This window comes from Pseudonocardia phyllosphaerae (assembly GCF_046546475.1).
Classification (GTDB): domain Bacteria; phylum Actinomycetota; class Actinomycetes; order Mycobacteriales; family Pseudonocardiaceae; genus Pseudonocardia; species Pseudonocardia phyllosphaerae.
Window position 1 is genome coordinate 160,773 of record NZ_JBKGXS010000003.1, and the last position, 12,235, is coordinate 173,007.

Below are 12,235 nucleotides of genomic sequence, written 5' to 3' on the forward strand. Positions count from 1 at the left end.
TGCGGGGGCTGCTGGGGCGGGCGGCGGAACCGCCCGGAGATCCAGGGACGGCGCGGACCGTTACCCCCGCCGGGTCCGCCCCGACCCGGCGGTGGCCCGCCACGCGGTGGCGGACCGCCACGGAAACCTCCGGCCATCCCCACTCCCGTGCTCGTCCGGCTGGTCGCGCTCGACCTTTTCGTCACCGAACGCGTCGGCCGCGACGGTACCGGGACCACGCCCTGGGATACGGGAGGGCAGGATCTTTTCCGATGGACGATCCGATTCCGCTGCTCGAGGACGACCTCGACGCCGACGGTGTCATCCGCGCCGAGGCGATCTGCCCGCGCCGATCCGACATGCCCGCCGCGGCCGTCATGTGCTGGTTCCCCGAGGTCGTCGACGCGGTGGGGGCGTCCGCACGGCCGATCGCGACGCTGCGCTCCGAGCTGGGCCGCACCCCGGTCTGGGAGACCCGCGGCCCCGGCGGGACCCCGGTCGCGGTGATCCATCCGGGGATCGGCGCGCCGCTCGCCGCGATCTTCCTGGAGGAGATCGTCGCGATGGGGGCGCGGACGGTCATCGGCGTCGGCGGGGCCGGGGCGCTGCGTCACGAGCTGACCCTCGGGCACGCCGTCGTCCTGGACAGCGCGCTGCGCGACGAGGGCACCTCGCTGCACTACCTGCCGCCCTCGCGCACCGTCGACGCCGACCCGGAGGGCGTCACGGCGCTCACCGCAGTCCTCGGCGAGGCGGGCGTCCCCGCCGTGACCGGGCGTTCCTGGACCACCGACGCGATCTTCCGGGAGACCCCGGAGCGGGTCGCTCGGCGCCGCGAGGAGGGGTGCGCGGTCGTCGACATGGAGGCGTCCGCGCTGGTCGCGGTGGCCCGCAGGCTCGGTGTCAGCTACGGGCAGGTGTTCCTCGCCGCGGACTCCCTGGCCGGGCCGGAGTGGGAGCACCGCGGCTGGACGACCGCCCGCGACGCCCGGGCCGGGCTGTTCGACCTCGCACTCGCGGCCGCCGAGCGCTGGGGGGCCGACCGGCGCTAGGTTGCGGCCCGTGCGAGTTCTGATCACCGGCGGTGCCGGCTTCATCGGGTCCCACGTCGCCGACCGGTACGCCGCCGACGGCCACGACGTCGTGCTCCTCGACGCGCTGCTCCCGCAGGCGCACGGCGAGGGCGCGGTCCCGGAGTCGCCGTACGAGCTGATCCACGGCGACGTCCGCGACGCCGAGCTGCTCCGCTCGCTGCTGCCCGGGGTGGACGCGGTCTGCCACCAGGCCGCGATGGTCGGCCACGGCGTCGACCCGTCCGACGCGCCCGACTACGCCATGCACAACGACCTGGGCACCGCGGTGCTGCTCGCCGAGATGTACGAGGCGAAGGTCGAGCGGATGGTGCTCGCCGGGTCGATGGTCGTCTACGGCGAGGGCCGCTACCTGTGCCCGGAGCACGGCGTCGTACGGCCGGGGCCGCGGGCGTTCGCCGACATCGACGCGGGCCGGTTCGAGCCGCGCTGCCCGGAATGCGGGCAGGAGCTGGCCTCGGAGCTGGTGCCCGAGACCGCACCGGTCGACCCGCGCAGCACCTACGCCGCCACCAAGCTCGCCCAGGAGCACCTCGCGAGCTCGTGGGCCCGCCAGACCGGCGGCAGCGTCTGGTCGCTGCGCTATCACAACGTCTACGGCCCGCGGATGCCCCGCGACACCCCCTACGCCGGCGTCGCGTCGATCTTCCGGTCGGCGCTCGAGCGCGGCGAGGCCCCGCGGGTGATGGAGGACGGCCGGCAGCGCCGCGACTTCGTGCACGTCACCGACGTGGCGGCAGCCAACGCGGCCGCGCTGGCGGCCGACCCCGAACCGTCCGGGTTCGGCGCGGCGAACGTCTGCTCGGGCGAGCCGCACACCATCGGCGACCTCGCCGAGGAGCTGGCCCGAGCGATGGACGGCCCGGCACCGGTGATCGCCGGCGGTGCCCGGCCCGGGGACGTGCGGCACGTCGTCGCCGACCCGTCGTACGCCGCCGAGCGGCTCGGGTTCCGCGCCAGGGTGGGGTTCGCCGAGGGCATCACCGCCTTCGCGACCGACCCGCTGCGATCACCCTCGCGGGTGAATTCCTGACCGGTCGTCCGAACCGGACCGGGCCGAACGTCCGAACACCTTCCCGACCAGCGGGCGATTCCCGAGCGGAGAGGCCACGATCGCGACGTGCATCCGGAGATCGTTCTTCCCTGCCTCGACGAGGCGGAGGCGCTGCCCCACGTACTGGCGCGGATGCCGGCGGGGTGGCCGGTGATCGTCGTCGACAACGGGTCGACCGACGACACCGCACAGGTGGCCCGGGACCTGGGTGCCCGGGTCGTCGTCGAACCCCGGCGGGGCTACGGCGCGGCCGTGCACGCCGGTCTGGAGGCCGCGACCGGTGAGCTGGTCGCCTTCCTCGACGGCGACGGCTCGCTCGACCCCGGGGTGCTGCCCGGGATGGCGGAGACGGTCGCCGCGGGGTGGGCCGACATCGCCGTCGGACGCCGGGTGCCGGACTCGGCCGGGGTCTGGCCGTGGCACGCCCGCGCCGCCAACGCCGTCATCGCGGCGATGCTGCGGGCCCGCGGCGTCCCGGTGCACGACATCGCCCCGGTCCGCGTCGCCCGGCGGAAGGCGCTGCTGGACCTGCAGATCGCCGACCGCGCCTTCGGCTACCCGCTGGAGCTGCTGCTCCGTGCCGGGCAGGCCGGGTGGCGGTTCCACGAGATCCCGGTCGCCTACGCCCGCCGCGCCGGTGGCCGCAGCAAGGTCTCCGGCTCGGTGAAGGGCACCGTCCGCGCCGGTCGCGACATGACGAGGCTGCTGCGATGAGCGCCGCGGTGACCACGGTGACCACAGTGGTGCTCGCGAAGGCACCGGTCCCGGGCCGGGTGAAGACCCGGCTCTGTCCCCCCGCCACGGCCGAGCAGGCCGCCGGCATCGCCGCCGCGGCGCTGCTCGACACCCTCGACGCCGCCGCCGGTGTGCCCGGCGGGACGGTCGTCGCGATCACCGGGGTGCGCGGCGAGGCGGTGCACGCGGCCGAGCTGGCCGACCGCCTGGCCGGGGCGGGCGTCGTCGAGCAGCGCGGCGAGTCGCTCGGCGAGCGGATCGCCGCCGCGCACGCCGACGCCGCCGCGCTGCACCCCGGACGCCCGACGCTGCAGGTCGGGATGGACACCCCGCAGGCGTCCGCGGAGCTGCTGGGCCGGTGTGCCGCACGGCTTTCCGAGCCCGGTGTCGACGCCGTCCTGGGCCCGGCCACCGACGGCGGCTGGTGGGTTCTCGGGCTCAACGACCCGTCCGCGGCCGCCGCTCTCACCGACGTCCCCACCTCCCGCGACGACACCGGTGACCGGACGCTGGCCGCGCTGCGGGCGGCCGGGCTGCACGTCGAGACCGTCGAGCCGCTGACCGACGTCGACACCGCCGACGAGGCCGTCGTCGTCGCCCGCGAGGTGCCCGGCAGCCGGTTCGCCGCCGCCGTCGCCGACGCGTTCGCCGAGGGGTGGGGCCCCGAGGAGGTACCCGCATGACCGCGCTCGCCGGGTTCGACGCACCGCTGGCCGGGGTGCCGTCGTCGTTGCACTGCAGCGACGGCAGCGAGATCCCGCTGGACACCCACCGCTGGACCGACCCCGCGGGCGGCTGTGACGAGTGGCTGCTGCGGCACTGCACCGGCCCGACCGTCGACCTGGGCTGCGGCCCCGGCCGGCTGCTGGTGGCGCTGGGCGCCCGCGGGGTGCCCGCCCTCGGTGTCGACGGGTCCGCGGTGGCCGCGGGCTACTGCCGGCACCACGGCGTGTCGATGCTGCGCACCGACCTGTTCGGCCCGCTGCCCGACGAGGGATCCTGGGCGCACGTGCTGCTCGCCGACGGCAACCTGGGCATCGGCGGCGACCCGGCCGGGCTGCTCCTCCGCGCCGCACGGCTGCTCTCCCCCGGCGGGACGGTGCTGGTGGAGGTCGACCCGCGGCACCCGCACGAGTGGCGAGGCACCGCCCGCGTGAGCTGCGACGACGGTGTCTCCGATCCGCTGCCCTGGGCGATCTGCGGGTCCCGCGCGACCATCCGGGCCGCCGCCCGCGCCGGCCTGCGGGTCACCGACGTGCACCCCGGGACGCGGGTGTTCCTGGAACTGACCCGCAGATGAGCCGCCGGCCGGTCCTGCGGTGGCGCAGCCCGATCCGCGGACCGTGGCTGACGTCGGTGTTCGCGCTGCCGCTGCTGGTCGGCTTCCCGGTCGTGATCCTCACGGGGCTGCTGGACTGGGTCGCCTACGGCGAGGGGCAGCACATCCCCGCCCGCGAGGACGTCGGCGGGCTGCACCTGCCGGTGTTCGGCTGGCCGGTGTCGCCTGCGTGGCTGTTCCGGCTGACCGAGGGCCTGCACGTCGGCCTCGGCATGATCCTGGTGCCGGTGGTGCTGGCCAAGCTGTGGTCGGTGATCCCGAAGCTGTTCACCGGGCCGTCGCGGAACCCGGTCGCGCTGCTGGAACGCGCCACCCTGGTGCTGCTGGTCGGCTCGGTGCTGTTCGAGATCGGCACCGGCCTGCTCAACATCCAGTACGACTACGTCTTCGGCTTCTCCTTCTACACCGCGCACTACACCGGCGCGTGGGTGTTCATCGCGTCGTTCGTGCTGCACGTGGTGCTGAAGCTGCCGACGATGGTCCGGTCGCTGCGGTCCCGCTCGCTGCGCCGGGAGCTGGCGACACCGCTGGCCGCAACCGCGCCCGAACCGCCGGACGCGCACGGTCTCGTCGCACCCGACCCGGATCCGCCGACGATGTCCCGGCGCGGCGCACTGGCCCTGGTCACCGGCGGCGCCGCGTTCGTCGCGGCACTGAGCGTGGGGCAGTTCTCGGACCCGTTGCGCCGCACCGCGCTGCTGCTCCCCCGCGGCCGGACGACCGGGCCGGCGGACTTCCCGGTGAACCGCACGTTCGTCGCGTCCGGGATCCCGGCCGACGCCGTCGGGGACGGCTGGAGCATCGAGCTCGCGGGCGGTGCGCGGACGGTCCGGCTGGACCGCGCCGCGCTGGCCGCGCTGCCCCGGCACACCGCGACGCTGCCGATCGCCTGCGTGGAGGGCTGGTCGACGTCGCAGACCTGGAGCGGGGTGCGGCTGCGCGACCTCGCCCGCGCCGCCGGGCTCGCTCCGTCGGCGGTGGGCGGCGCGACCGTCGTCTCGCTGGAGACCGCCGGTCCGTTCGCGCGGGCCGTGCTCACCGCCGAGCAGGTCCTCGCCGACGACGCGATGCTCGCCACGCACGTCAACGGCGCCGAGCTGCCCCGTGACCACGGCCGGCCGGCGCGGGTGATCGTCCCGGCGCTGCCGGGGGTGCACAACACCAAGTGGGTCGCGCGGATCGGTTTCGACCGTGCTTAGGACGGTCCTGGGCTCGCTGGTCCGGCTCGCGCTGGTCGCGGGCTGTGCCGGGCTCGCCTGGTACGCGGTGACCACGATCGTCGGCGACGATCCGTCGCTGTGGTGGATGGGCGTCTGGTTCGCGGGCGCGATCGTGCTGCACGACCTGGTGCTCTTCCCGCTCTACGCCGGCGGGGACCGGATCCTGACCCTGCTGCTGCGTGTGTTGCCGCCGACCCGGGTCCCGCTGGTCAACCACGTGCGGATCCCGGTGCTCGGCTCCGGGCTGGCGCTGCTGATGTTCCTGCCCGGGATCATCCGGCAGGGCGGCGCCACCCATCTGGCCGCGACCGGGCTGGACCAGGAGCCCTACCGGATGCGCTGGATGTGGCTCACCGTCGCGTTGTGTGCGGTGTCGGCGGTGGTGTGGCTGGTGCGGACGCTCACCGCCCGGGCGCGGGATACGGGCAGGATGGCTCCATGAGCGAACCGGTCTTCGACAAGCGCGACCAGCTGGACAAGATCGCCTCCGGGCTGCTGCAGGGCGAGCAGATCATCGCCGTCTACGACGCGATCGGGGTCGGGACCGGGTTCCTCGGCCTCACGAACCTGCGGCTCGTGCTGCAGGACAACTCGTTCGTCGGGAAGCGGACGGCGCTGACCTCGGTGCCGTACTCCCGGGTCGGCGCGGTGTCCTTCGTGTCCGATCGCAACATGCTGGGCCGGTTCGCCAGCTCCAGCCAGATCGCGGTGACCGTCGGGACGCACACCTACGAGGTGAGCTTCCGAGGCGACGACAAGGCCAAGCACGCCCACGACGTCATCCTCTGGCACCTCGTGCACTGAGTCCCGCGCCCCGGGACGACTTCACAGTCAGGCGTCGCGGATCGCGGCGAGGAACGCCCGCAGGTCCGCGGGTCCCTCCGACGCGATGGCGTGCACCCGGCGCAGGTCGAGGTCGCCGTAGGCGTGCACGATCAGGTTCCGGAACCCGGCGGCACGTGCGAGCCGGTCGGCCAGCTCCTCGTCGACGACGCCATTGCGGCCCAGAGCACGGAACGCGTCGCCGTAGGTCGGGGGCGTGCCCAGCCCCAGCGCGACGCAGGCCGACACCGCGGTGTCGATCACCGTCTGGATCGCCTGCCAGAGGTGCAGCACGACGGCATCGGTGGCGTCGCTCATCGGTCGCAGTTCCCCGGGGTCGCCGGGAAGCCGGTCCGCCACCCGGGCCAGGTGCCGCTGCACCGTCGCCGTGCGCTCGGCCAGCAGCTCCGGACGCACCGGGCTCATCGGTCCAGCCCCGCGAGCACCTCGGCCTGCGCCCGCCGGATCACGGGGCCGGCGTCGCACCAGAAGTGCACGGCCTCGAGCACGAAGCGCCGGTGCTCCTCCTCGGCGCCGACCACTACGACACCGTCGCGGGCGGCCTCGAACCGCAGCAGCGCCGACGACGTGCGCAGGTCGGCCAGGTCGACGGCGTCGGTACCGAGTGCGGACGCGATCGTGTCGTACAGCGCCGCCGGGTCGACGGACACGTCGGTGGCCTTGTCGACGGACACCTCGGTGTCGCTGTCGACGGACACGTCGGTGTCACCGTCGACGGACACGTCGGCGAGGTAGCCGAAGTCCCAGTCCGACCCGGTGTGCTCCTCGCCACGGCTGCGCGAGCCGTGCAGGAGCAGCAGGCCGAGCCCCGGACGGCCGGCCACCGCGGCCCGGACCGCGGCCAGGGCGGGTTCGGAGCCGGAGCCGGCGCGACGATAGGTCACCGCACCACCGTAGCCGCGGGTGACCACCGGCACGCGGAGCGGCGGGCCGCCCGGGAGGGTTGCGACACTGGTGCCATGACCACCACGCCGTCGTCGCCGAGCACCCGGACGCCCGACGCCGCCGCGCCCGCGCCGGAGAGCACCGACGTGCTCGTCGTCGGGGCGGGGCCCGCGGGGTCCGCGGCCGCCGCCTGGGCCGCGCGGCACGGCCTGGACGTCGTGCTCGCCGACTCGGCGACGTTCCCCCGGGACAAGACCTGCGGCGACGGCCTCACCCCGCGTGCGATCGCCGAGCTGGACCGGCTCGGCCTGGGCGAGTGGGTGGACCGGCACGGCCGCAACCGCGGACTGCGCGCACACGGCTTCGGGCAGACCCTGGAGCTGCCGTGGCCGGGCGGGTCGCTGCCGGCGCACGGCTCGGCGATCCCGCGTACCGAGCTCGACGACGGCATCCGCCGCGCCGCCCTCGACGCCGGCGCGGTCCCGATGGACGGCGCGAAGGCCGTCGGCGTCGAGTTCTCCGGAGACCGGGTCGACCTCGTCCGCTTCGCCGACGGCCGCTCGGTGCGCTGCCGTCGCCTCGTCGTCGCCGACGGGGCCCGCTCGACCCTGGGCCGCGAGCTCGGCCGGGAGTGGCACCAGGACACCGCCTACGGCGTCGCCGCGCGCGGCTACATCACCTCCGGCCGCAGCGCCGACCCGTGGATCAGCTCTCACCTGGAGCTGCGCGGCGAGTCCGACGAGGTCCTCGCCGGCTACGGCTGGCTGTTCCCGCTCAACGACGGCCGGGTCAACATCGGCGTCGGCACGCTGGCCACCGACCGGCGCCCCGCGAACGTCCGGCTGCGCAGCCTCATCGAGCTCTACGCCGACGCCCGCCGCCGCGACTGGGCCCTCGACGGGAAGGTCGAGATGGTCCGGTCCGCGCTGCTCCCGATGGGTGGCGCGGTCTCCGGGGTCGCCGGCCCGAACTGGGCGTTGATCGGCGACGCCGCGGGCTGTGTGAACCCGCTCAACGGCGAGGGCATCGACTACGGGCTGGAGACCGGCCGGCTGATCGCCGACCTCATGGCGTCCGACCCCGGGCGCCCGCTCGACCCGGCGTGGCCCGCGATCCTGCGCAGCCACTACGGCCTGGCGTTCTCCATCGCCCGCCGGCTCGCCGGGCTGGTCACCATCCCGTCGCTGCTGCCGTGGGCCGGGCCGGTCGGGATGCGTTCGCGCACGCTCATGACCGTCGCGCTGCGGGTGATGGGCAACCTGGTCACCGACTCCGACCGCGACCTCACCGCACGGGCGTGGCGGGCCGCCGGGCGGCTCTCGGTCCGGCTCGACGAGCGGCCCCCGTTCCCCGCCTCGGACCTGCGCAACCCGGTCACCCAACCGGCCTGATCCGGCGCCCGTCCGCGCGCCGGGCGGCCGGGGTCACGGGACCGGCCGGTAGCGTCACACACCGTCCCGGGAAACGGCCGTCGGCCACGGGGCGCCCCAGACCAGCGGAGGACGACCAGTGCAGCGCGGCGAGGATCCGAACCGCACCCGGCGGATGGGCCCGGGCGACGCCGTCACCCGGCGTGTCGGTCCGCCCGGTCCGCCCCCCGGGCCGCCGGGTCCTCCCGGACCGCCCCCGACCGTGCGCGCACCCCGCCCGGACGCCACCCGGATGATGCCGGCGCCGGTCACCCGCCCCGAGCTGCTCGGCGGCCGCTACCGGCTGGAGGGCCTGCTCGGGCAGGGCGGGATGGCCGACGTCCACCGCGCCACCGACACCCGGCTGAACCGCCCGGTCGCGGTCAAGATCTTCGGTCCGGGCAACGACCCCACCGCCGACCAGCGCTTCGAGCAGGAGGCGCAGGTCATGGCGAACCTGCGCAACCCCGGTCTGGTCGCGGTCTACGACTTCGCCGTCGAGCCCGGCCGGGCCTATCTGGTCATGGAGCTGGTCGACGGCCCGTCGCTGGCCCAGGTCATCTCCTCGGAGGACCTGCCGGCCGAGGACATCCGCCGGATCGGCTCCGAGGTCGCGCAGACGCTGGCCTACGTGCACGGCCAGGGCGTCACGCACCGTGACGTGAAGCCGTCGAACATCCTGATCGACTCCGAGGGACGTGCCCGGCTGGCCGACTTCGGCGTCGCCTCGCTGCTCGGCGAGGACGGCCACACCGCCGCCGGCGAGATCGTCGGGACGCCCGCCTACCTGGCGCCCGAGCAGGTCCGCGGAGCACGCGTCGGCCCGCCCGCCGACGTGTACGCACTCGGCCTGGTGCTGCTGGAGGCCTGGACCGGGCGGCGGGAGTACCAGGGCGAGGGCCTCGCGGGCGCCGCCGAGCGCGTCAACCGGCCACCGGTCGTCCCCGGGGACGTGCCGGAGCCGTTGCGCTCCACCATCCACGCCGCGACGGCGACCGACCCGGCCCGGCGCCCGACGGCGCGCGAGGTCGCGACGATGCTCAGCGAGCCGGCCCCGGCGCCGGTGGCCGCACCGGTGCGCGAGCCGGCCCCCGAACGTCCGGACACGCGCTCCGGGCCCGGGAAGTGGATCGCGATCGGCGCGTTCGTCGTCGCGCTGCTGGTGCTGCTGATCGGCCTGCTGCTGTTCGGCAACAGCGACGACAGCGGCACCGGCGGATCGACCACGCCCACCAGCTCGCAGTCCTCCGAGCAGGCCCCCGCCTCGGAGCGGCAGGAGCCCTCGCGCACCACCGAGGCCCCGCAGCCCTCCGACGACGGTGGTGGCGGCGGTATCGAGCTGCCCAGCGACATCCCGGGGCTGCCCTCGGACATCCCGACGAAGCTCCCGTCGATCCCGTCCAACCTGCCGTCGCTGCCGTCGAACCTGCCCGACCCGGGCAAGATCGGCCAGGACGCGCAGGGATTCTGGGACACCGTGCAGCAGTGGTGGCGCAGCGTCGGCGGCGGCAGCTGACCGGCTGAGGCCTTCCCCCCCGGGGCGTCGGCCCCCGGAGGCCACCCGGAGCGGCGTGCGCCGGGCGCGATCGGGGACCATCGTGGGAGGCGCGCACCGCGACGGTGCGCGCGGCACGACCTGCGGAGGAGTCCTCGGTGAGCGCGAGCACGGAACCGGCCGCCACGTCATCGGACGGCGCGGCGGCTCCGGCGGCCCCGGGCGGGAGCCGCGGCCCGGCGCGCGCCGGCCGGCTCGTCCCCACCCTCGCGGCCCTGGCCGCGGTGGTGCTGTGCGCGGTGGTCGCGGTCGTCGCCACGGCCGGGGACACCGGCTTCTGGCAGCAGGGCGGGCTCCCCGTCCCGCCGCGGTGGCTGGCGTCGGCGGCGCTCGTCGCGAAGGTCTGTGCCGTCGCCGGTGCGGCGCTCGCCGCCGGATCGTTACTGGTCGCAGGCGTGATCGCCGCCCCGCAGGCGTCCGGGACGGTCGGGGTGCACGGCTACCGGGGGCTGCGCCGCGGGGCGCTCACCGCGCTGCTGGGCGGGGTCGCCGCGATCGGCGCCGGCTGGCTCTCGGTCGCCGACACCACCGGTGTCTCCCCCGGCGACCTCGCCGGGGCCGGGCCGTTCGGCTGGCTCGGGGCGGCCGCGACGCTGGAGGAACCGCTGGGCTGGACGCTGGCCGGGGTACTGCTCCTGCTGGTCGCGGCCGGCGCGGCGACGTTCCTGAGCTGGCGGGCCGCCGGGGGGCTCGGGGTGCTCGCCGCGGTCTCGACGGCGCTGCCCGCCGCGGTCCACCCGGCCGCGACCGGCGCCGGGCACGACTGGAGCGGCGACGCGAACGTCGTCCGTGCCGTCGCCGGGGTGGTGTGGCTGGGGCTCGCGGCCGCGGTGACCGCGTACCGGGTGCACGGTGGGCCGGTCGACCACGCGGCCGGGCGCCGGATCCGCGCTCTGCTGGCCGGCTCCGGGGTGCTGTACCTGGCCGGTGAGGTCGTGTTCCAGCTGGTCGTGACCGACGCCGGCCCACTCGCCGGGTCGCGCTACGTCGGCGTCGCGGTGGTGGCCGCGGTGCTGCTCGCGCTGCTGGTGGCCGGGACGGCGCTGCTCGCCCGCGGTACCGCGCCGCGCGTGCTGCTGCCGGTGCTCGCCCTGGTCGGCGGGGTCGTCGGCGCCCTCGGGATCGCGACGACCCGGCTGGTGCCGCCGCGGTTCCTCGCCACCGACGACACCGCGATGCAGGCGCTGATCGGCTGGGACGTCACCCGCCCCTTCTCCGCGGTCACGGTGCTCACCGAGTGGCGCTGGAACCTGCTGTTCGGCACCGGCGCGCTGCTGATGGCCGGCGGCTACCTCTACGGAGTGCACGTCCTGCGCACGCGCGGCGTGACCTGGCCGGTCGGACGGACGGTCGCCTGGCTGCTGGGCTGCGCGACGCTGGTGCTCGCGACGTCGTCCGGGCTGGGCTTCTACTCACCGGCGATGTTCAGCGTCCACATGATGAGCCACATGACGCTGAACATGCTGGCCCCGATCCTGCTCAGCCTGGGCGGCGTCGTGACCCTGGCGCTGCGTGCGCTGCGTCCCGCAGGCCGCGGCAACCCGCCCGGGCCGCGCGAGTGGCTGCTCGCCGCGGTGCACTCGCCGATCGCGAAGGCACTGACCCACCCGGCCGTCGCGGCGATCGTGTTCGTCGGGTCGTTCTACCTGCTGTACTTCACCCCGCTGTTCGACGGCGCGCTGCGCTTCCACTGGTCGCACCAGCTGATGAACCTGCACTTCGTGCTGGTGGGGTACCTGTTCTTCTGGCCGCTGATCGGCGTCGACACCGCCCCGCACAAGCTCCCGCACCTGGGCCGGCTGGCCCTGCTTCTGGCGACGATGCCGTTCCACGCGTTCTTCGGGATCTCGGTGATGGTGTCCTCGGACGTCCTCGGCGAGAACTTCTACCGCCAGGTGGGGCTGCCCTGGATGGATCTGCTCGACGACCAGCGCACCGGCGGCGGCATCGCCTGGGGAACCGGGGAGATCCCGATGCTGCTGGTGATGATCGTGCTGGTCTACCAGTGGTCGCGCGACGACTCCCGTGAGGCGCAGCGCCACGACCGGCAGGCCGACCGCGACGACGACGCCGAGCTCAAGGCGTACAACGAGATGCTGGCGCAGCTGCGCCGCGGCGGCTGAGG

The 12,235-nt window shown here is 75.3% G+C and carries 13 protein-coding genes; 11 read left to right on the forward strand and 2 right to left on the reverse strand.

Annotation, left to right across the window (positions count from 1 at the left end):
* Positions 1-251: 251 nt before the first annotated feature.
* The 8 genes from ACLE50_RS09230 (at position 252) to ACLE50_RS09265 (ending at position 6,222) form a co-directional block, all read left to right on the forward strand.
* On the forward strand, positions 252-1,031 hold the full coding sequence (locus ACLE50_RS09230; RefSeq protein ID WP_410943014.1) for a nucleoside phosphorylase: 780 nt from the start codon (positions 252-254) through the stop codon (positions 1,029-1,031).
* Between the two features lie 10 nt (positions 1,032-1,041).
* Positions 1,042-2,103, forward strand: coding sequence for an NAD-dependent epimerase/dehydratase family protein (locus ACLE50_RS09235; protein ID WP_410943015.1), 1,062 nt, complete (start codon positions 1,042-1,044; stop codon positions 2,101-2,103).
* A gap of 87 nt (positions 2,104-2,190) precedes the next feature.
* Entirely contained in the window at positions 2,191-2,838 is a 648-nt protein-coding gene (locus ACLE50_RS09240) for a glycosyltransferase family 2 protein (RefSeq protein ID WP_410943016.1), read from the forward strand.
* Positions 2,835-3,542: a TIGR04282 family arsenosugar biosynthesis glycosyltransferase gene (locus ACLE50_RS09245; RefSeq protein ID WP_410943017.1), complete on the forward strand. Its 708-nt coding sequence runs from the start codon at positions 2,835-2,837 to the stop codon at positions 3,540-3,542. Before ACLE50_RS09240 ends, ACLE50_RS09245 begins: the two co-directional genes overlap by 4 nt.
* The gene (locus ACLE50_RS09250; RefSeq protein ID WP_410943018.1) at positions 3,539-4,159 is read left to right on the forward strand and encodes a methyltransferase domain-containing protein; all 621 of its coding nucleotides are present in this window, start codon (positions 3,539-3,541) and stop codon (positions 4,157-4,159) included. The genes ACLE50_RS09245 and ACLE50_RS09250 overlap by 4 nt, the downstream gene beginning before the upstream one ends.
* The gene (locus tag ACLE50_RS09255; protein ID WP_410943019.1) at positions 4,156-5,397 is read left to right on the forward strand and encodes a molybdopterin-dependent oxidoreductase; all 1,242 of its coding nucleotides are present in this window, start codon (positions 4,156-4,158) and stop codon (positions 5,395-5,397) included. Before ACLE50_RS09250 ends, ACLE50_RS09255 begins: the two co-directional genes overlap by 4 nt.
* On the forward strand, positions 5,390-5,860 hold the full coding sequence (locus ACLE50_RS09260) for a hypothetical protein (protein WP_410943020.1): 471 nt from the start codon (positions 5,390-5,392) through the stop codon (positions 5,858-5,860). The genes ACLE50_RS09255 and ACLE50_RS09260 overlap by 8 nt, the downstream gene beginning before the upstream one ends.
* The gene (locus ACLE50_RS09265) at positions 5,857-6,222 is read left to right on the forward strand and encodes a PH domain-containing protein (protein WP_410943021.1); all 366 of its coding nucleotides are present in this window, start codon (positions 5,857-5,859) and stop codon (positions 6,220-6,222) included. Before ACLE50_RS09260 ends, ACLE50_RS09265 begins: the two co-directional genes overlap by 4 nt.
* 27 nt (positions 6,223-6,249) lie before the next feature.
* Here ACLE50_RS09265 and hepT read toward each other — a convergent pair whose 3' ends face one another.
* Positions 6,250-6,666 carry a type VII toxin-antitoxin system HepT family RNase toxin gene (gene hepT / locus ACLE50_RS09270; RefSeq protein ID WP_410943022.1) on the reverse strand — a complete coding sequence of 139 codons (417 nt, stop codon included), beginning with the start codon at positions 6,664-6,666 and terminating at the stop codon, positions 6,250-6,252.
* A complete protein-coding gene (locus ACLE50_RS09275; protein ID WP_410943023.1) occupies positions 6,663-7,145 on the reverse strand; it encodes a nucleotidyltransferase domain-containing protein in 483 nt (160 codons plus the stop codon). The genes hepT and ACLE50_RS09275 overlap by 4 nt, the downstream gene beginning before the upstream one ends.
* A gap of 75 nt (positions 7,146-7,220) precedes the next feature.
* On the opposite strand from ACLE50_RS09275, the gene ACLE50_RS09280 reads away from it, so the two are divergent.
* The 3 genes from ACLE50_RS09280 (at position 7,221) to ACLE50_RS09290 (ending at position 12,233) form a co-directional block, all read left to right on the forward strand.
* Positions 7,221-8,537: a geranylgeranyl reductase family protein gene (locus tag ACLE50_RS09280; protein WP_410943024.1), complete on the forward strand. Its 1,317-nt coding sequence runs from the start codon at positions 7,221-7,223 to the stop codon at positions 8,535-8,537.
* Between the two features lie 241 nt (positions 8,538-8,778).
* A complete protein-coding gene (locus ACLE50_RS09285) occupies positions 8,779-10,071 on the forward strand; it encodes a serine/threonine-protein kinase (RefSeq protein ID WP_410943025.1) in 1,293 nt (430 codons plus the stop codon).
* Between the two features lie 137 nt (positions 10,072-10,208).
* Positions 10,209-12,233 carry a cytochrome c oxidase assembly protein gene (locus ACLE50_RS09290; RefSeq protein WP_410943026.1) on the forward strand — a complete coding sequence of 675 codons (2,025 nt, stop codon included), beginning with the start codon at positions 10,209-10,211 and terminating at the stop codon, positions 12,231-12,233.
* Positions 12,234-12,235: the final 2 nt, after the last annotated feature.